At 69.8% G+C, this 19,667-nt stretch carries 17 protein-coding genes; 9 read left to right on the top strand and 8 right to left on the bottom strand.

Going from position 1 to position 19,667, the window contains the following annotated elements; genetic code table 11:
* Position 1: 1 nt before the first annotated feature.
* Positions 2-490 (bottom strand): RNA polymerase-binding transcription factor CarD, encoded by a 489-nt coding sequence (gene carD / locus ABZ382_RS12315; protein ID WP_025346809.1) that lies wholly within the window; start codon positions 488-490, stop codon positions 2-4.
* A gap of 475 nt (positions 491-965) precedes the next feature.
* Between carD and ABZ382_RS12310 the strand changes: the two genes are divergently transcribed.
* Positions 966-1,616, top strand: a complete 651-nt coding sequence (locus ABZ382_RS12310) for a hypothetical protein (RefSeq protein ID WP_357087414.1) — start codon at positions 966-968, stop codon at positions 1,614-1,616.
* Positions 1,617-1,744: 128 nt separating this feature from the next.
* Positions 1,745-3,148: a DNA repair protein RadA gene (radA, locus tag ABZ382_RS12305; protein ID WP_357087412.1), complete on the top strand. Its 1,404-nt coding sequence runs from the start codon at positions 1,745-1,747 to the stop codon at positions 3,146-3,148.
* A gap of 133 nt (positions 3,149-3,281) precedes the next feature.
* On the opposite strand, the gene ABZ382_RS12300 is transcribed toward radA, so the two are convergent.
* Together ABZ382_RS12300 and ABZ382_RS12295 are read right to left on the bottom strand one after the other, a co-directional pair.
* Positions 3,282-3,947, bottom strand: coding sequence for a hypothetical protein (locus ABZ382_RS12300; RefSeq protein ID WP_357087410.1), 666 nt, complete (start codon positions 3,945-3,947; stop codon positions 3,282-3,284).
* A 104-nt stretch (positions 3,948-4,051) separates the two neighbouring features.
* The gene (locus tag ABZ382_RS12295; RefSeq protein WP_357087408.1) at positions 4,052-4,675 is read right to left on the bottom strand and encodes a carbonic anhydrase; all 624 of its coding nucleotides are present in this window, start codon (positions 4,673-4,675) and stop codon (positions 4,052-4,054) included.
* Positions 4,676-4,900: 225 nt separating this feature from the next.
* On the opposite strand from ABZ382_RS12295, the gene ABZ382_RS12290 reads away from it, so the two are divergent.
* Positions 4,901-5,785, top strand: a complete 885-nt coding sequence (locus ABZ382_RS12290) for an A/G-specific adenine glycosylase (RefSeq protein WP_357088702.1) — start codon at positions 4,901-4,903, stop codon at positions 5,783-5,785.
* Between the two features lie 123 nt (positions 5,786-5,908).
* Here the strand turns inward: ABZ382_RS12290 and ABZ382_RS12285 are convergent, their stop codons facing one another.
* The 5 genes from ABZ382_RS12285 to kstR form a co-directional block, all read right to left on the bottom strand.
* Positions 5,909-6,784: a metal ABC transporter permease gene (locus ABZ382_RS12285; RefSeq protein ID WP_357087405.1), complete on the bottom strand. Its 876-nt coding sequence runs from the start codon at positions 6,782-6,784 to the stop codon at positions 5,909-5,911.
* On the bottom strand, positions 6,784-7,761 hold the full coding sequence (locus ABZ382_RS12280) for a metal ABC transporter ATP-binding protein (protein WP_357087403.1): 978 nt from the start codon (positions 7,759-7,761) through the stop codon (positions 6,784-6,786). Before ABZ382_RS12280 ends, ABZ382_RS12285 begins: the two co-directional genes overlap by 1 nt.
* Before the next feature lie 35 nt (positions 7,762-7,796).
* The gene (locus ABZ382_RS12275; RefSeq protein ID WP_357087401.1) at positions 7,797-8,744 is read right to left on the bottom strand and encodes a zinc ABC transporter substrate-binding protein; all 948 of its coding nucleotides are present in this window, start codon (positions 8,742-8,744) and stop codon (positions 7,797-7,799) included.
* Positions 8,745-8,914: 170 nt separating this feature from the next.
* Positions 8,915-11,491, bottom strand: coding sequence for a trehalose-phosphatase (gene otsB / locus ABZ382_RS12270; protein WP_357087399.1), 2,577 nt, complete (start codon positions 11,489-11,491; stop codon positions 8,915-8,917).
* A gap of 270 nt (positions 11,492-11,761) precedes the next feature.
* Positions 11,762-12,412, bottom strand: a complete 651-nt coding sequence (gene kstR / locus ABZ382_RS12265; RefSeq protein ID WP_357087396.1) for a cholesterol catabolism transcriptional regulator KstR — start codon at positions 12,410-12,412, stop codon at positions 11,762-11,764.
* A gap of 166 nt (positions 12,413-12,578) precedes the next feature.
* Here kstR and ABZ382_RS12260 point away from each other — a divergent pair, with 166 nt between their 5' ends.
* The 6 genes from ABZ382_RS12260 to ABZ382_RS12235 are packed head-to-tail and all read left to right on the top strand — an operon-like array spanning position 12,579 to position 19,542.
* Entirely contained in the window at positions 12,579-14,729 is a 2,151-nt protein-coding gene (locus ABZ382_RS12260) for an acyl-CoA dehydrogenase (RefSeq protein WP_357087393.1), read from the top strand.
* Positions 14,730-14,754: 25 nt separating this feature from the next.
* Positions 14,755-15,822: an acyl-CoA dehydrogenase family protein gene (locus ABZ382_RS12255; protein WP_357087390.1), complete on the top strand. Its 1,068-nt coding sequence runs from the start codon at positions 14,755-14,757 to the stop codon at positions 15,820-15,822.
* The gene (locus tag ABZ382_RS12250; RefSeq protein WP_357087387.1) at positions 15,807-16,976 is read left to right on the top strand and encodes an acyl-CoA dehydrogenase family protein; all 1,170 of its coding nucleotides are present in this window, start codon (positions 15,807-15,809) and stop codon (positions 16,974-16,976) included. Before ABZ382_RS12255 ends, ABZ382_RS12250 begins: the two co-directional genes overlap by 16 nt.
* A gap of 18 nt (positions 16,977-16,994) precedes the next feature.
* Entirely contained in the window at positions 16,995-17,960 is a 966-nt protein-coding gene (locus tag ABZ382_RS12245; protein WP_357087384.1) for a bifunctional MaoC family dehydratase N-terminal/OB-fold nucleic acid binding domain-containing protein, read from the top strand.
* Complete coding sequence (locus tag ABZ382_RS12240) at positions 17,957-18,370, top strand: MaoC family dehydratase (protein WP_357087381.1); 414 nt, start codon at positions 17,957-17,959, stop codon at positions 18,368-18,370. Before ABZ382_RS12245 ends, ABZ382_RS12240 begins: the two co-directional genes overlap by 4 nt.
* Positions 18,367-19,542, top strand: a complete 1,176-nt coding sequence (locus ABZ382_RS12235) for a lipid-transfer protein (protein WP_357087378.1) — start codon at positions 18,367-18,369, stop codon at positions 19,540-19,542. The genes ABZ382_RS12240 and ABZ382_RS12235 overlap by 4 nt, the downstream gene beginning before the upstream one ends.
* Positions 19,543-19,667: the final 125 nt, after the last annotated feature.

Here is a 19,667-nt window from a genome sequence, read left to right as displayed (position 1 = left end):
GTCAGGAGGCCGCTGCGAGAACCTCGTCGAGCAGGGTCTCCGCCTTGACGTCGTCGGTGCCTTCCGCGAGCGCGAGCTCGCCGACGAGGATCTGACGGGCCTTGGCCAGCATCCGCTTCTCGCCGGCGGACAGGCCGCGGTCCTGCTCACGACGCCACAGGTCGCGAACGACCTCGGCCACCTTGTTCACATCGCCGGAGGCGAGCTTCTCGAGGTTGGCCTTGTAGCGGCGGGACCAGTTGGTCGGCTCTTCGGTGTGCGGAGCCCGCAGGACCTGGAAGACCTTGTCCAAGCCCTCCTGGCCGACGACGTCGCGGACGCCGACATACTCCGCATTCTCTGCGGGAACCCGAACGGTCAGGTCGCCCTGTGCGACCTTCAGGACCAGATACTCCTTTTGTACACCCTTGATGGTGCGGGTTTCGATAGCTTCGATCAGCGCCGCTCCGTGGTGGGGGTAAACGACGGTGTCTCCGACCTTAAAAATCATGTGTCCCGTGCCCCTTTCGATGTTCACAGTTTAACATGCGACTCGGTAACGGCGCGATCAACGGCGCAGGTCAGGGCCACAACGGAGCGGCGGCGGGGGTTGACAGATGACGAATCGTGTGCATCCCGTTGTGGCATAAGGGGATAGCGCATCGCGCTGTTCGCGCGCATATGCGAGTGCGTAGTTCGCATACGCGACCGGGCACCCTCGCATAAACGGCAATGCCTCTCACGAGAACTCGTCTCGGAATCTCTGTCATGCCCCCTGACACATCCCACCCGGTCGCTCCGTGTGATCTGTGACGCGTCCGCCCGATACCGCCCGACGTTCGAACCGATATCGCACGACGCTCGCAACCGATACCGCGTGACGCGCGCACGACACCGCCCGCGTGTAGCACGGGGGAAGCGACGCACTACTCTCATTGACTACTACTCTCCATAGTGGAGTGAGCCCGGTCGACATGGAGGACACCGTGACTGCCCTGAAAGCCACCACTGCGTCGAAGTCGCGGCGGCGTGCCGTGACAGTTGCTGCACTCGCTGCGGGTGCGGTGCTCGCGCTGTCGGGTTGCGGCGCCGGTCAGATCTCGCAGACCGCCACCCAGGTCGCCGCCGTCAACGGCAGCACCGCCAATGTCGGGTCCATCGCGCTGCGCGACGTGCGCTTCCTGCTGCCGCAGGGCGAGGAGTCCGGCAACACCAAGGGTGGCAAGGCCGTGCTGGCCTTCACCGCCGTGAACATGAGCGACAGCAAGACCGACGAGCTGGTCAGCATCACCGCCGAGGGCCTGGGCACGGTCAAGCTCGACGGCAAGATCGAGATCAAGCCGTCCAGCGCCGTGGTCGCCGACAAGCCGACCGCCAAGGACGCCGCCCAGGCGGCCGACGTGCACGAGCACAACGCCGGCCAGCCCGCCTCCGACAAGGTCGCGGACCCGAACGCCAAGCCGATCCTGATCGAGGTCACCGGTCTCGCCAAGGACGTCAACCCGGGCCTGACCTACCCGCTCACCTTCAACTTCAAGGAGGGTGGCACCGTCGTCGTCAACACCCCGGTCGACGCCGGTCCGAACAACCCGCGCCCCGAGCCCGCCAAGGCGGAGAAGAAGGGCGGCGAGCACTGAGCTCGCGCTGAACCTCCGACGGTGCCCGTCCCGGATTCCGGGGCGGGCACCGTCGTGTCCGGGCCCGGCGGGGACTTCGGCGCGCGTGGTTGCCGGAGTGTGTCGGGGGCCCTGGCTAGGCTGCCCGCGTGGCCAAGGTGAAATCGGTGTATCGGTGTGCGGAGTGCACGTGCGAGGTCGCCAAATGGGTTGGGCGCTGCCCGGATTGCGGGGCGTGGGGGAGCATCGAGGAGGTGGCCGCGTCCTCGGGCGCGATGGCGGTGGGGCGGCGGGCCATGCTGCCGAGCACGGCGGCCACGCCGATCTCGAGCATCGACTCGAACAAGACGCAGTCGCGGTCGACGGGCGTGTCCGAGCTGGACCGGGTGCTGGGCGGCGGGATCATCCCCGGTTCGGTGGTGCTGCTGTCGGGGGAGCCGGGCGTCGGCAAGTCGACGCTGCTGCTCGAGGTGGCGCACCGGTGGGCGCGGGCGCGTGACGAGATCGCGCTGTACGTGACCGCCGAGGAGTCGGCGGGTCAGGTCCGGCTGCGGGCGGACCGGACCGACGCGGTGCACGAAAAGGTGTACCTGGCCGCGGAATCCGATCTGGCGACCATCCTGGGCCACGTGGAGCAGGTGAAACCCAGCCTGCTGGTGGTGGACTCGGTGCAGACCATGCTGGCCGCCGACGCGGACGGCGTGATCGGCGGTGTCACCCAGGTGCGGTCGGTGACGGCGGCGCTCACCTCGCTGGCCAAGGCGACCGGGATCGCGGTGCTGCTGGTCGGGCATGTCACCAAGGACGGCGCGGTGGCCGGTCCGCGCACGCTGGAGCACCTGGTGGACGTGGTGCTGCAGTTCGAGGGGGACAAGCATTCGTCGCTGCGCATGGTGCGCGGCATCAAGAACCGTTTCGGCAGCACCGACGAGGTCGGCTGCTTCGAGATGGTGGAAGCGGGAATCCGTTGCGTGGACGACCCTTCCGGGCTGTTCCTGCACCACCGCACCGATTCGGTGCCCGGGACCGCGGTCACGGTCGCCATGGACGGCAAGCGCCCCATGCTGGGTGAGGTGCAGGGCCTCACCGTGGACACCCAGGCGCCCGCTCCGCGGCGCGCGGTGAGCGGGCTGGACTACAACCGCGTTTCCATGGTCCTGGCGGTCCTGCAGAGCCGTGGGGGCGTGTACGTGGGCAAGCAGGACGTCTACGCGGCCACCGTGGGCGGTATGCGGCTCACCGAGCCCGCGGCGGATCTGGCTGTCGCGCTTGCCATCGCGAGCGCCAGCCAGGATCTGGCGCTGCCGACCGGCATGGTGGTCTTGGGCGAGGTCGGGCTGGCGGGTGAGGTGCGCCAGGTGACCGGGCTGACCCGTCGGCTGGCGGAGGCGGAGCGGCTGGGCTTCACCGAGGCCCTGGTCCCGCCGGGCGTGGACCGCACCGGCCGCACCATGACCTTGCGCGAGGTGGCCGATATCCGTGCGGCACTGTCGGTTACCGGCCTGCGCCGGCGGCGGCGCGATCAGGAGGAGCCGATGGAAATGGCGGAGTGAACGCCGGAATCGAATAGCGGGAGCGCGAATTCGAAATGGGGGCGGAATTCGATTCGTGAATACCGGAATTCCCCGGAAACGACGAAGGCCGGGATCCGTCGATCGGATCCCGGCCTTCGGTGTGCTGCGGGCGTCAGGCGATATTGAACGGTTCCGGCTGACTGCGGACCGAACCGAGCTGGGCCACAACGGTGTACGGCCCGGCCGGAACCTGCAGGCGCTCGCCCGCGCAGCCGGGCTGTGAGCTGGCGCCCGACCAGGTGACGGTGAAGGCGGCCTGCTGGCCGGGGGCCAGGGTGCGCATGTCGGGGGTGCCGTCCGGGTAACAGTCGGTGCTGGACCACAGCTTGCGCTGGCCGTCGAGGGACTGCACCTGGACCAGCTGGAGTCCGGAGCCCATGTCGCGTTCGCAGACGCCGCTGGAGATATTGGTGATGACGATGCCGAACTGCGGCTGCTCACCGACCTTGTAGCTGGCCTGCCCGACGGTGACCTTCACGGCCAGCGACTGATCGGTGCACTGGGCCTGCGCCGCCGGGGCCGCGCCGCTCGACGACGCGGCGGACGGCTTGGCCGAGCTCGGGTCCGGAGTGCCCGTGGCGCTGCCCGAGGTCTTACCGCTGGTCGCCGCACTGGAGCTCGCGGCGGCCTTGGTGTCGGACTTGTGGTCGCCGTCGCCCTTCAGCAGCGCGAAGCCCACCCAGAGCACCAGGGCGAGCCCGATCACCATCGCGCCGATCGCGACCGCGCGTCGACGCCAGTAGATTTCCGGTGGGAGTGGTCCGTTCGGTTCCAGCACGGTGACAACGGTAAGCGCACCGTCCTGGTCACCCCGAGCAGGGTCTCGGCGTGTCGGTCGCGAAAGCGGCTACGGGGCCGGTAAATTCCGGCCCCCGCGGCGGGTCAGACCACTTCGCCGATATTGCCGATGACGCGGTGCAGCTTGATCTGGCCTTCGCCGAGGTTGTAGGTGACGCAGGCGATGGCGCACTCGCCGGTGGCGACCCGCTGGGAGATGATCATCGACCGCTGCATGAGCAGGCGGGCGGTCTCCTCGACGTGCCGGGCCTCGAGTTCGTCGACGCCCTCCAGGCCCTCGCGGCGGCCGATCAGGATGGACGGGGTGACGCGTTCGACGACCGAGCGGATGAAGCCGCCGGGCACATTGCCGTGGTCGAGGGCGTCGATGGTGGCCCGGACCGCGCCGCAGCTGTCGTGGCCGAGAACCACGATGAGCGGCACGTTCAGGACCTGCACGCCGTATTCGATGGAGCCCAGCACGGAGGCGTCGATGACATGGCCGGCGGTGCGCACCACGAACATGTCGCCGAGGCCCTGATCGAAGATGATCTCGGCGGCGACGCGAGAGTCGCCGCAGCCGAACAACACCGCGCCGGGCTGCTGTCCGTCGACGAGCTTGGCCCGGTCGATCGCGCCTTGGCTAGGGTGCCGCAACTGGCCGTTGACGAAGCGTTCATTGCCTTCGCGCAGGGCTTTCCACGCACTGATCGGGTTGTTATGCGGCATGTGACCTATTTTCCATAGCCCCTCGGTTACCGGCGAGTCCATGGCGTTACGGTCCGGCAAAGACGGGCCGACCATGTCGGGGCGGCCTCGGTGAGCTGCCCGACGCGCCGGGCTCGGTGCCGCGAGGGGCACGCCGGGTGGGGGGAGCCCGGCCTCCTCGACATGGATACCATCGCGCGTGACGGCGCGCGGGCGTTTCTCATCGGTCGAAACAGCCTGCACGCCATGCGGGAGGAGGCGGATGTGGACAGCGATGTGCTGATCGACTGGTACGAGGAGACTGCTCGGGACCTGCCGTGGCGGCGGCCGGGTGTCACCGCGTGGCAGATCCTGATGAGCGAGATCATGTTGCAGCAGACGCCCGTGGTTCGGGTGGAGCCGATCTGGCGGGAGTGGGTGGCGCGCTGGCCGGTGCCGTCGGCGATGGCGGCCGCGCCGCAGGGTGAGGTGCTGCGCGCCTGGGGCAAGCTCGGGTATCCGCGGCGGGCGCTGCGGCTGCACGAGTGCGCGCAGGTGCTGGCCGCCGAGCACGGTGACGAGGTGCCCGCCGATGTGGATGTGCTGCTGGGCCTGCCGGGCATCGGGGCGTACACCGCCCGCGCGGTCGCGTGTTTCGCGTACGGGCAGCGAGTTCCGGTGGTGGACACCAATGTTCGCCGGGTGGTGGCGCGAGCCGTGCACGGGCGGGCCGAGGCCGGCAATCCGGCGGCCCGCGATCTGGCCGAGACCGAGGAACTGTTGCCCGCGCGGGTCGATCGGGCCGCGGTCATGTCGGCGGCCCTGATGGAGCTGGGCGCGCTGGTCTGCACCGCCCGGACCCCGGACTGCGAGCGCTGCCCGCTGCCCGCGTGCGCGTGGGTGTCGGCGGGCCGTCCGGCCTCGGAGGTGGTGCGCAAGGTGCAGAAGTACGAGGGCACCGACCGTCAGGCGCGCGGACGGCTGCTCGATGTGCTGCGGGATTCGTCGGGGCCGGTGGAGCGGGTTCGCCTGGACCTGGCCTGGACTCGCGATCCGGGCCAGCGGGACCGGGCGCTGGATTCGCTGCTGGTCGACGGTCTCATCGAGCAGACTCCCGACGGCTTGTTCGCGCTGGCGGGCGAGGGGAGCTGACCCCGCGCCGCCCGTCCCGGGCCGATGCGTGACGAACCGGGACGGGCGAGCGGGCACGATCTGCCGCCCCTCATGCGGCAGATCGGGTGGGGTGTGGCCGGTTTCGCGGGATCGCCGCGAAACTCAGGCGGCGACCAGGGCCGTGCGCCGATTGCGGGTGCGGGACCCGACCACCCGGCAGATCAGGTAGATGGTGAACGAGATGGTGGTGACGAAGGTCGAGATCGGGACGCCGGGGGCCAGCGACAGCAGAATGCCTCCGACCGCGGCGATCTCGGCGAACACGATCGACAGCACCGCCACCCGGGCCGGGCTCGCGGTGAGCTGCGCGGCCGCCGCGGCGGGCGTGATGAGCAGCGACAGCACCAGCAGCGCGCCCACGATCTGCACGCCGAAGGCGGCCGTCACACCGAGCAGCACCGCGAACACGATCGACAGCGCCCGCACCGGAACCCCGCGCGCGACAGCGACTTCCGGGTCGGCGCTGGCGAACAGCAACGGCCGGTAGACGGCGGCCAGCACCACCAGTACCGCGGCCGTGCAGGTGGCCAGCAGCCCGAGACCGGAGTTGCCGACGCTCACCACCTGGCCGGTGAGCAGCGAGAACTTGGAGCCCGCGCGTTCGGGGCCGAGCCACAGGAACAGCACCGACAGACCGAGGCCGAAGGACAGCACCACCGCGATCACCGAATCCCGTTCGCGGGCCCGGGATCCGAGCACGCCGAACAGCACGGCCGCCACCACCGACCCGATGATCGCGCCGACGCCCACCCCGATCCCGGCGAGCAGCGCGGCGGCCGCGCCGGTCAGCGACAGCTCGCTGGTGCCGTGCACGGCGAACGACATCTGGCGGCTGATGATGAGCGGTCCGATGGCCCCGGCCAGCAGGCCCAGCAGCGCGGCGGCGATCACCGCCTGCTGCACGAAGTCGTAGCCCAGCAGATGCGTGGTGGTGGACACGTCGAACAGCTGTGAGAACAGCTTGGACAGCTTCTCCATCAGGCCCGCACCTCCGGCTGGCAGTGGGCCGCGCCGGATTCGCCGAGCGCGTCCATGGCGTCGCCGGTGCCGACCACGACCAGGCGGCCGCGCACCCGCAGCACGTCGACCTCGGTGCCGTAGAGCTCGGAGAGCGTCTCGGAGGTCATCACCTCGTCGGGCGTCCCGATCCGGAACTTCCCGTCCACCAGGTACAGCACCCGATCCACCAGCGGCAGAATGGGATTGATCTCGTGGGTCACGAACAGCACGGCGGTCTCGTGGCTGCGCCGCCGCCGATCGATGAGCTCCGACACCAGTCGCTGATTCGCCAGATCCAGCGACAGCAGCGGCTCGTCGCACAACAGCACCTTGGGGTCACCCGCGAGCGCCTGCGCGACCCGCAGCCGCTGCTGTTCGCCGCCGGACAGCGCGTCCAGCGGCGCGTGCGCGAAGTGTTCCGCCCCGACCGCCGAGATCGCCTCGGCCACTTTCCGTTTGCGTTCCTTGCGCCCGCGCAGCCCGAGTCCCCACCGGTGCCCGTCGACGCCGAGGCCGACCAGATCCACGCCGCGCAGCTGCCCGCCGCCTTCGATGGTCTTCTGCTGCGGCACGTAGCCGATATCCGGGTTGCCCACGCGCACCGGCGATCCCGCGATCTCGGCGGTTCCGGCGGTCAACCCCAGCTGCCCCAGCAGCATGCGCATGAGGGAGGTCTTCCCGGACCCGTTGGGGCCGAGCACCGCGATGAATTCGCCCGGCTGGACCTCGAGGTCCAGTCCGTCCCACAGCGTCCGTTCGCCGAACGCCAGCCGTGCGCCCGATAGTCGTACCGCGGGGACGCCTTGGCGCCGCACGGTTTCCGGCTGGGGTGCGGCCACGGCCCGGGTCGGTTCCGCGCGACCGGAGCGCCCGGGGGTGCGGGGGCGGGCTCCGGTGAGGGCGCAACCGGCCTTGGGGGTGGTGACCCCGGGGTTGGTCGCGGGCTTCGCGGTCATGGTGGTCCTCCCGGATCCGGCGGTGCTGCGGGTGTTTATGCGAGAGCCTTGGCGAGGGACTGGGCGTTGTTCGTCATCCAGGTGACGTAGTCCAGGCCCTGGGGGAGGGTTTCGGTGACCTCGACGACGGCGACGCCGGACTTGTCGGCGGCGGCGCGGAGGTCCTTGGTGAGCTTGTCCTCGGTCTGGATGTTGTAGACGAGGGCGCGAACCCGCTTGGCGTTCACCAGGTCCCGGACGGCGGCCACGTCGGCGGGGGACGGGTCGGTGCCCTGTTCGATGGCCTCCTGGAAGGCGCGCGGGGTCTTGTCATCGGCCTTGGCGGCGGTGAGCAGGTACGCGGCCAGCGGTTCGGTCTGCAGGACCGGCTGGTTCGGGTGCTCGGCGGCGATCTTGGCGGCGATGGCCTCGACGGGCGCGAGTTTCGCGGTGAACGCGGCGGCGCGGTCGGTGTAGTCCTGCTGGTGGGCGGGGTCGACGGCGCCGAGGGCCGCGGCGATGTGCGCGGCGACGTGGCTGACCTGGTGCACGTCGTACCAGACGTGCTCGTTGGCCTCGTGGTCGTGACCGGCGGCCTCGGTCTTGTCGGATGTCGGTGCGCCGGAAGCGCTCTCGTGGGCGTGGTCGCTCTCGGTGGCGATGTCGAAGGCGTTGACGGTCTTCTTGTTCCGGCCCGCGATGGCCTTGTCGATGAATTCGTCGTAGTGGCCGCCGTTGTAGACGACGAGCGCGGCGTCGGTGATCCGGGCGGCGTCGGCGGGGGTGACCTCGAACGAGTGCGGGTCCACCGCGGGGTCGTCGATGATCGATTCGACCTTCACGTCGGGTCCGGCGACGGCCCGGGTGATGTCGCCCCAGACATTGGTGGACGCGATGACGGTGAGCTGGTCCGAGGTCTTGGTGCTGCCGCAGGCGGTCAGGGTGGCGACGGTCGCGAGTCCTGCGGCGAACACGGCGAATCCTCGGGCAGAGCTTCTGGTCACGCGGGGCACTCCTGGCACTACGGCTTATCAATAACGAAAACGATTGCCATTTGAATGTAGCGCACGCCCCGGGCGAGTCCCTAGCCCCGATCCGCGGATGTGGTCCGCGACACGAAAGACCCGGAGAGCAACCTGCTCTCCGGGTCTTTCGGAACTATCGAATCCTCAGGTCAGTGACTGGTGAAGGCCGCGACCGGCTGGCTCAGCAACTGCGCGCAGCGCAGCAGACCGAGGTGGCTGTAGGCCTGCGGGTGGTTGCCGAGCGAGCGTTCGGCGACCGGGTCGTACTCCTCGGAGAGCAGACCGGTCGGTCCCGCCACATCCACCAGCTGCGCGAACAACGCCTCCGCGTCCTCCCGCTTGCCGATCAGCAGATACGCCTCGACCAGCCACGCGGCGCACAGGTGGAACCCGCCCTCGCCGCCGGGCAGCCCGTCGTCGTGGTGGTACCGGTACACCGTCGACCCGCTGCGCAGCTCCGCCTCGGTGGCCACCACGGTCGCCGCGAAGCGCGGGTCGGAGGGCTCGATCAGCCCGCTCAACCCGATGTGCAGGGTGGCGGCGTCCAGGTCGGTGCCGTCGTAAGCCGCTGTGTAGGACTGGACTTCGTCGTTCCAGCCCTCGGCCTTGACCTCGTCGGCGATGGTGTCGCGCAGCGGCGCCCACTCCGGATCGGCCGGGCGGCCGAACTGCTTGGCCAGGGTGAGCGCCCGGTCCACCGTCAGCCAGCCCATGACCTTCGAGTACACGTGGTGGCGCGGATTGCCGCGGATCTCCCAGATGCCGTGGTCGGCCTCGCGCCAGCGCCGCTGCACCGCGGACACCATGGCGTGCACCAACTCCCAGTCCGCGTCCGGCAGCGCCTTGGCGGGATCGTTGATGCCCTGGCGTTCCCGGGTGTGCGCGAGCTGTGAGATGAGGTCCACGATGGGCCCGAACACGTCCAGCTGGACCTGCATGTTCGCCGCGTTGCCGACGCGCACCGGCCGCGAGCCGGCGTAGCCGGGCAGCTGGTCGATGACGGCCTCGGGCGGCAGGGTCTCGCCGTAGAGGGTGTACAGCGGGTGCAGCCGCTCGGGTCCGGGCAGCGTCTCGAGCACCCGGTGCACCCAGGCCAGCAGTTCCTCGGCCTCGCCGGTGGAGCCCAGCGAGACCAGTGCGGACGCGGTCAGCGAGGCGTCGCGCAGCCAGCAGTAGCGGTAGTCCCAGTTGCGCACGCCGCCGATGTCCTCGGGCAGCGAGGTGGTGGCCGCGGCCAGGATGGACCCGGACGGCGCGTGCACCAGTCCGCGCAGGGTGAGCGCGGAGCGCTTCATCAGGTCGGGCTTGAGCGGCGGCAGTTCGAGGGTGCCGACCCAATCCGCCCAGTGGCGCTCGGCCTCGCGGCGGCGGTCCGCCTCGGGCCGCATGGCGGGCGCGAGATCGGAGGTGCCGCAGCGCAGTTCGAGCACGACCGGACCCTCGGAGGGGTCCACCACCGCGCGAGCGGTGTGGTGGTTGCCCTCGTCGATGATCTCCCACTCGACGCCGGGGGAGCGCAGCACCATCGGATCGTTGGTGCCCTCGAGCTTGAGCCCGCCAGTGGCGTGCACCAGCCGCACCGGCACCTGCCCGAATTCGGGCCGGGGCGCGAAGGTGATGACCGCCTTGGCGTCACCGGTGATCACGCGGGTGAGGTCGGTGCGCTCGGGGACCACGTCGTGCGGCAGGTAGTCCACGACCTGCAAACTGGACCAACGGGTTTCGACGGTCATGGTGCCGTCGACGTACCGCTGCGACAGCGGCAGCCCCGCGCGCTCGGGCTGAATGGTGAAGTGCCCCGCGCCCGGTCCGCCCAGCAGGTGGGCGAAGACGGCGGCGGAGTCGGGTTCGGGGTGGCACAGCCAGGTGACGGTGCCGTCCGGTGTGACAAGGGCTTTGGAGCGAGGGCTGGCCAGCATGGTCAGCCGCTCGATTCGAGGGGCCGAGGCACCTGCCAACCATGTGCGGCGCTCCTCGAGTAGGAACGCCAGCGCCTTCGACACCTCCTCGGTGCTGGCCACATGGTATTTCGCGAGGGACTCGCCGTCACCGACCTTGATGCCGACGTCGGGTCCGGAGAGGCGCTTGAACGCCTTCTCGTCGGTCACGTCGTCGCCGATGAACAGTGCCGCGGAGGCGCCCTGCTGGTGCCGGACGATGTCGAGGGCCGCGCCCTTGTCGGTCTCGACGACCGCGAGCTCGATGACTTCCTTGCCCTCGGTGGTCTGCACGCCGACCCAGCTGGCCGGACCCTGACGCACCTGAACCAGTGCGCGACGGCCGATTTCGGGGCTGGCATTGCGGACGTGCAGGGCCACGCTGGCGGGTTTGATCTCGACCGAGGCGCCCGGGTTGTCCTGAGCGATCTGCGTCAGGGTCGAAGTGACCTCTTGCAGTAGCTGTTTCGCGTCGTTGTCGATGGCGTGCACGAAGCCGACATCGAATTCCGAACCGTGACTACCGATCAGCTGTACCTCGACGGGAAGCCGGGACAACGCCGCGAGATCTCGCAGCGCCCGGCCGGAGATGACGGCAGCCGTGGTGCCGCTGAGTCCGGCGAGAGCGCGTAAGGCGTTCACCGATTCTCGATGGGGATAGGCCTTGGCCGGGTCGGAGACGATGGGCGCGATGGTCCCGTCGTAGTCCGAAGCGACCAGCAACCGTGGCACGCGGGCGATGGCCGACAGGGCACGGCGAAGTTCGAGTGACAAATCCTGTGCGCTCACGCATCCAACCTAGTGATCGGAGGAGATTTTTCAGGGCGCGAGTGATGCTACTGGGTCTTGATTGCCCGCTCGTGTGTGCGGTGATACATAGCGTTTACAAGACACTTTCGCGTCGATCACGCCGTGTGTGAGACACACCCGGATTGCCCGCTGTTCACCCTGGCTGACCAGCGCTGTTCCAGCAAACCCGGACCCCGGAAATGCCAACGGGCTGCCCGGCTCTCCGGACCGGGCAGCCCGTCTCGCTTCGCGAACGCAGTAGTGCGTTCGCTACTCCTTGTCGCCGCCGATGAGCAGATCGACGGTCAGCTCCAGGCGCTCGGTGACGTCCGTGGCGGACGCGCGACGGGTCAGCCAGGCGACCAGATTCGACAGCCACACATCGGAGATGACGCGGGCGATGGCGAGCTGGCGGTCGCTGGGGATCTCGTCGGACAGGGCGCGGGCGAAGAACCGGTCCATCACCTTGCCGACCCGGTCGACCTCGGCGGCCGCGGACGCGTCGGCGAACATGAAGGCGCGGGTCATGGCCTCGGTGAGCAGCGGGTCGCGCTGCATGGCCCGGGTGACCTGGGTGAGCAGCAGGTGCATGCGCTCCTGCGGGGTGGCCCCGGCCAGCGGCTTGCGGCGGCCCTCGAAGGACTCGAACTCCCGGGCCAGGGCGGACACCAGCAGGTGCACCTTGGACGGGAAGTACCGGTAGAGCGTGCCGACGGCGACGTCCGCGCGTTCGGCGACGGCCCGCATCTGGACCGCGTCGTAGCCGCCCTTGGAGGCGAGGGCGAGGGTCGCGTCGAGGATGCGTTTACGCCGGTCGCGCTGGGCCGCCGAGCTCAGATCCTCCTCGCTGAGGGTGGTGACGGGCGCGGTGCGTCCACCGGGCGCCCCGTCGGCGGCCTGCGATCGGGAGGGACTGGCCATCGGTTGAAAGTCCTTTCGCACGAATCGTTCGGTTCATCTCACCCGGCAGACACGCGCCGGGCACGAGTTCGTACCGCGTCGTCGGGACGGCGCTTGACTTCCGCCCGGCTCGAACATTAGAACATGTTCTAGGAGTGGAAGTCACGCCGGGAAGAAGGTAGGGGTTGTGACCATAGCCACCACTGACGAGCATAAAGCCGTCCAGGAGTCGATGCGCGGATGGGCGTCGGCAGTGCGACCAATTGCAACAATGCGCTCCGGCGCACCAGATTTCTGGCACGAATACTGGCCGCGCCTGGCCGATCTCGGGGTTTTCCGGGTCGCGGTTCCGGAAGAGGCCGGGGGTGCGGGCGGTACCGTCGGGGACCTGGCCGTCCTGATCGAACAGGCGGCGCACGACCTCGTCGGCGGACCGGTTCTCGCGACGGCGCTGGCAGGTCTCGTCGTCGGCGAGGCGCTCGACGAGACTACGCCATGCGGCGTCGCGCTCGAGGGCGAAATCGCGATCTCGGCGAGCGCCTCGGGCGCCGTGGTGTCCGGTGAGTGGGACTCGGTTCCCGGCGCCGCGCCGGGAACCGCCGTGCTGGTTCCGGTCCGTGACGGCGACCGCCACCTGTGGGCGCTGATCGACGCCGGCGCCACCGGACTGACCGTCGAGCCGCTGGACGCGATCGACCAGAGCGTGCCGCTGTCCCGCGTGGTCTGCGCCGAGGTCACCGTGGCCGCAGACCGGCTGTTCGAGCCCGGCTTCTCGGTGCTGGACCTGGCCGCCACCCTGGTCGCCGCCGAACTGGCGGGCATCGCGGGCTGGGCCCTGGAGACCGCCACCGAGTACGCGAAGGTGCGCGAGCAGTTCGGCCGCCGGATCGGCGAGTTCCAGGCCGTCAAGCACATCTGCGCCTGGATGCTGTGCCGGGTCGAGCAGATTCGCGCGGTGGCCGCCGATGCCGCCGCCGCCGCGGACGCCGGGAGCGCCGAGCTCCCGCTGGCCGCCGCCGTCGCGCTGTCGATGTCCCTTGACGCCGCGGTCGAGAACGCCAAGGACTGCATCCAGGTCCTGGGCGGCATCGGCTTCACCTGGGAACACGACGCCCACCTGTACCTGCGCCGCGCCACTGCGCTGCGGCAGCTGCTGGGCGGCACCGCGCGCTGGCGGGGCCGGGTCACCGAGCTCACCCTGGCGGGCGTGCGCCGCACCGTCGGCATCGACCTCGGCGGCGAGGCCGAATCGGAGTGGGAGACGGGCGGTTTGGACGCCGCCGAGGCGGCCGTGCTGGAAGCCGACCTGGCCAAGATCGCGGCGCTGCCCGAGACCGAGCAGCGCCTGGCGCTGGCCGAGGCCGGACTGATCGCGTCGCACTGGCCCGCGCCCTACGGTCGCGGCGCCGGCCCGCTGCTGCGCACCCGCCTCGACGACCAGGTCCGCAAGGCCGGGATCACGCTGCCGGACATCGCGATCGCCAACTGGGCGATCCCGACCCTGCTGCAGTGGGGCACCCCCGAGCAGATCGAGCGCTACGCCCTGCCGACGCTGACCGGCGAGGTCATCTGGTGCCAGCTCTTCTCCGAGCCGGGCGCCGGTTCGGACCTGGCGGCGCTGCGCACGGTGGCCGAGCGGGTCGAGGGCGGCTGGAAGCTGCGCGGCCAGAAGGTGTGGACCTCGCTGGCCGATCGCGCCACCTGGGGTATCTGCCTGGCCCGCACCGACGCGTCCGCGCCGAAGCACAAGGGCATCAGCTACTTCCTGGTCGACATGAAGAGCGCGGGGCTGGACATCCGGCCGCTGGTGGAGATCACCGGTGAGGCGCGCTTCAACGAGGTGTTCCTCGACGACGTCTTCGTGCCGGACGACTGCCTGGTCGGCGAGCTCGGCAATGGCTGGAAGATCGCGCGGTCGACGCTGTCGGCGGAGCGGGTGGCCATGGGCGGCAAGGGAATCGGCGACGAGCTGGAGGCGTTGATCGCCGCCGCGCCCGTGTCGGGCCCGGGCGCCGAACTGGTCGCGGATCGGCTCGGCGGACTCGTCGCGGAGTCGGTTGCGGGAACATTGTTGGAGGCCCGTGCGGCCCGGAAGCTGCTGACCGGCGGGGACCCCGCCGCCGAGAGCAGTGTGCGCAAACTGGTCGGTGTCAGGCACCGGCAGGCGGTGGCCGAGTTCGCCGTCGAATTGTCCGGTGTCGCGGGCGCTCTGGAAACCCCTGTGGTGAAGGAATTCCTGCTCACACGCTGTTTGTCGATTGCTGGCGGTACCGAACAGATTCTGTTGACCGTCGCCGGTGAACGGATTCTCGGGCTGCCTCGCGAGTCGAGCAGCTAGCCCACACTTAACCGGGAGCATTGAATTGGACTTCACCAGGGACGAGAGCCAGGACGCTGTCGCCGAGGTTGTCGTAAGTTTGCTGGAGCGTGAAAGCGCACGCGATATCGCGCTCTGGCCCATCATCGCGGAGAGCGGTCTGCTGGCCGTGCCGCTGCCCGAACGCTTCGGCGGCGACGATATGGGTCTGCTCGAGGTCTCGGCCATGCTCACCGAGCTGGCCACCGACGCCGCGCAGGTGCCCGCCCTGGCCACGCTCGCGTTCGGCGTGCTCCCGCTGAAGGCGATCGGCGTGCCGGATGCCTTGGCGGGGAAGGTCTTCCCGGCCGTGGCCGAGGGCGCGGTGCTGACCGCGGCCCTGCACGAGACCGGCGCGCCGTTCACGGTGAAGCCCGAGACCACCGCGGTGAGCGACGGCGCGACCGTGCGCGTCACCGGGCAGAAGGTGGCGGTGCCCTACGCCGACACCGCCCGCTGGATCCTGGTGCCGACCGACAACGGCATCGCCGTGGTCGACGGTGACGCCCCCGGCATCACCCGCGTCGCGAGCCCCACGTCCGATGGCGTGCCGGAGTTCTCGGTCCGCTTCGACGGTGTCGCGATCCCGGCCGAGCAGCTCCTGCCCGGCGGGCTGACCGAGCTGCACCGGTACGCGCTGGCGGGCCTGGGCGCGGTGGCCGACGGCCTGCTCAAGGGCGTCGTCTCGCTGACCGCCGAGCACCTGCGGACCCGTCGGCAGTTCGGCCGCGCGCTGGCCGAATTCCAGGCGGTGGCCCAGCAGATCGCGGACGTGTACGTGGTCTCGCGGACGCTGTCCGTGGCCGCGCTGTCCGTGGCGTGGGCGCTGGCCCAGGAAGACTCCGGCACGGAGCACCTGGAGCGGATCGACGACGATCTCGACGTGCTGGCGTACACGGTGGCCTCGGAACTGCCCGCGGCCATGCAGCAGTGTCACCACCTGCACGGCGGCCTGGGCGTCGACATCACCCACCCGCTGCACCGCTACTACTCACAGGCCAAGGACATCGCCCGCTGGCTCGGCGGCGAATCGTTCCGGCTGGACCGTTTGGGAGCCAGATGTTCATCGAACTGACCGCGGAACAGCGGCAACTGCGCGACGAATTGCGCTCGTACTTCACCGGTCTCGTGACTCCCGAAGAGGAGGCCGAGATGCTGGTGAACCGGCACGGTGACGCCTACCGCGCGGTGGTCAAGCGCATGGGCCGCGACGGCAAGCTCGGCGTCGGCTGGCCCAAGGAGTACGGCGGCCAGGGCTTCGGTCCGCTGGAACAGCAGATCTTCTACAACGAGGCGGTCCGGGCGGACGTGCCCGTGCCCCTGGTGACGCTGCTGACCGTCGGCCCGGCGCTGCAGTCGTACGGCACCGAGGAGCAGAAGCAGAAGTTCCTGCCCGGAATCCTCACCGGTGACGTGCATTTCGCCATCGGCTACTCCGAGCCGGACGCCGGCACCGACCTGGCGGCGCTGCGCACCTCCGCGGTGCGCGATGCCAACGGCGACTGGATCGTCAACGGCCAGAAGATCTTCACCACCGGCGCGCACGAGGCCGACTACGTCTGGCTGGCCGTCCGCACCGGCACCGTGGAGTCCCGGCACAAGGGCATCACGATCCTGATCGTGGACACCAAGGACCCGGGCTACTCCTGGACGCCGATCATCACCGCCGACGGCGCGCACCACACCAACGCCACCTACTTCGACAATGTCCGCGTCCCCGCGAACATGGTCGTCGGCGAGGTCGACGGCGGCTGGAAGCTGATCACCACCCAGCTCAACCACGAGCGGGTCAGCCTGGGCCCGTCCGGCAAGATCGAGCAGCTCTACGAGCGGGTGCGCGAGTGGGCGCAGAAGCAGGGCGTGCTCGGTCAGGCCGAGGTGCGCCGCTCGCTGGGCCGCCTGCATGCCATGACCCGGCTCAACGAACTGCTGAACTGGCAGGTGGCCTCCAATATGGAACGCCCCGACGCCGATCCGCGCGACGTGATCGCCGACGCCTCGGCGACCAAGGTGTTCTCCACCGAGGCGCTGCAGGAAGCCGGCCGCCTGGCCGAGGAGATCGTGGGCCGCTTCGGTGATCCCGCCGACCCGGCCACCGCCGAGCTGCTGGTCTGGCTGGACCGCCGCACCAAGCAGAACCTGGTGGTGACCTTCGGTGGCGGTGTCAACGAGGTCATGCGCGAGCTGATCGCCCAGATGGGCCTGCGGCTGCCGCGGGTGCCGCGCTAGATCGCAGAGGAGCAGAGCGTGACGAAGAGTTTCACGGCCGACGAGATCCGCGACGGCCTGGAGAAGATCAAGGCCGACGGCGAGTCCGCGCCCCGCGCGGGCCGCGACCCGATCAACCAGCCGATGATCAACAACTGGGTCGAGGCCCTCGGCGACGCCAACCCGATCTATGTGGACGAGGCCGCCGCGCAGGCGGCCGGGCACCCCGGCATCGTGGCCCCGCCGGCCATGGCGCAGGTGTGGACCATGCTGGGCCTGGGCGGCGTCCGCGCCGACGACGACCCGATGACCCGCACCAACGAGCTGTTCGACGCGGCCGGCTTCACCTCGGTGGTCGCCACCAACTGCGAGCAGGTCTACCACCGCTACCTGCAGCTCGGCGAGCAGGTGACGGTGCGTTCCAGCATCGGCGACATCGTGGGCCCCAAGAAGACCGGGCTCGGCGACGGCTGGTTCACCACCTACCTCACCAACTGGTACGTGGGCGACGAACTGGTCACCGAGATGAAGTTCCGGATGCTGAAGTTCGCGCCCGGAACCGGAAAGACCGAGGCCCCCGAGGCTTCCGGTGATGTCTCGGCCGAGGATCTCGCCAAGCGGGTGCGGCCGACCGTCTCCAAGGACACCGAGTTCTACTGGGAGGGCGTCAAGGCCGGGGAGCTGCGCATCCAGCAGCGGCCCGACGGCACCCTGCAGCACCCGCCGGTGCCCGCGCTGTGGAAGCACCACTCGGAGCCCACCGACTACGTGGTGACCTCGGGCCGCGGCACCGTCTTCAGCTTCGTGGTGCACCACGCGCCCCGGGTGCCGGGACGGCAGCTGCCGTACATCGTCGCCCTGGTCGAGCTGGAGGAGGGCGTGCGCATGCTCGGCGAGCTGACCGGGGTCGACCCGGCCGACGTCGAGGTCGGCATGCCGGTCGAGGCGGCGTTCCTGAAGCTCGACGACGACAACACCGTGCCCTACTGGAAGGCCGTGAAATGACGACTGTCGAACTGTCGGCCGTCCAGGTCGGAACCACGTTGCCGGAGTTGGTGATCCACGCCGACACCACGTTCATCGTGTCGACGGCGCTGGCCACCCGCGACTTCCAGGACGTGCACCACGACCGCGACAAGGCGCTGGCGCGCGGCTCGAAGGACATCTTCGTCAACATCCTCACCGACACCGGTCTGGTGCAGCGGTTCGTGACCGACTGGGCGGGCCCGACGGCCCTGGTCAAGTCGCTGTCGCTGCGCCTGGGCGTGCCGCTGTACGCGGGTGACACCCTCACCCTGTCCGGCACCGTCTCGGCCGTCGAGGGCTCGACCGTCACCATCGACGTGGTCGGCAAGGATTCGCTCGGCGACCACATCACGGCGAAAGCCGTTATCTCCCTGCAGGAGGCACAGTGACCGGGCTGAGCCGCGCGGCCGCGATCGTCGGCATCGGCGCGACCGACTTCTCCAAGGACTCCGGCCGCAGTGAACTGCGTCTGGCCGCCGAGGCGGTCACCGCCGCCCTCGCCGACGCGGGCCTGACCCCCGCCGACGTGGACGGCCTGACGACCTTCACCATGGACACCAATACCCAGGCCGCCGTCGCGCGTGCCACCGGTATCCCGTCCCTGAAGTTCTTCTCCAACATCCCGTTCGGCGGTGGCGCGGCCGCCGCGACCGTGCAGCACGCCGCCATGGCGGTGGCGACCGGGATCGCGGATGTCGTCGTGGCGTACCGCGCGTTCAACGAGCGCTCCGGAAACCGCTTCGGCCAGTTCGCCACTCACCTGGCGACCGGCAACCCGAGCTCCTCGGGCGTGGACAACGGCTTCTCCTACACCCACGGCCTGGGCACCCCGGCCGCGCAGGTGGCCATGGTGGCCCGCCGCTACATGCACGTGTACGGCGCGCGCAGTGAGGATTTCGGCCGTATCGCGGTGGCCGACCGCAAACACGCGGCGGTGAACCCGGCGGCCCACTTCTACGGCAAGCCGATCACCCTCGAGGAGCACCAGGCCTCGCGCTACATCGCCGAGCCGCTGCACCTGCTGGACTGCTGCCAGGAGACCGACGGCGGCGTCGCCATCGTCATCACCTCCGCGGAGCGGGCCAAGGATCTGCCCAACAAGCCCGCGCTGATCGCGGGCGCCGCCCAGGGTTCGGGTGCCGACCAGTACGTCATGACCAGCTACTACCGCGACGGCATGACGGGTCTGCCGGAGATGGGCCTGGTCGGCGACCAGCTGTGGGCGCAGTCCGGTCTGCGTCCGGAGGACATGCAGGCGGGCATCCTCTACGACCACTTCACCCCGTTCGTGCTGATGCAGCTCGAGGAGCTGGGCTTCTGTGGTCGCGGTGAGGCCAAGGACTTCATCGCCGACGGCGCCATCGAGATCGGCGGCCGGCTGCCGCTGAACACGCACGGCGGCCAGCTCGGTGAGGCCTACATCCACGGCATGAACGGCATCGCCGAGGGCGTGCGCCAGATCCGCGGCACCTCGGTCAACCAGGTCCAGGGCCTGGAGAACATCGTGGTGACCGCCGGCACCGGCGTCCCGACCTCGGGCCTGGTGCTCACCGCCAACTGACCTCGGAAGAGGGGACCGGAAGTCCACCGGCGCAGACGCGCCGGCGCCGACGGCGACATGGAGTTCCTGAAGCGGCCCGTCGCACCGTATTTCGTGCCGGTGCCGGGACTGGACGACCTGCCCGG

The sequence above is a fragment of the Nocardia sp. NPDC005825 genome, from assembly GCF_040630175.1.
Lineage (GTDB): Bacteria > Actinomycetota > Actinomycetes > Mycobacteriales > Mycobacteriaceae > Nocardia.
Note: the sequence above shows the minus strand (reverse complement) of the source record. Positions and strands in the feature narration are given on the sequence as shown.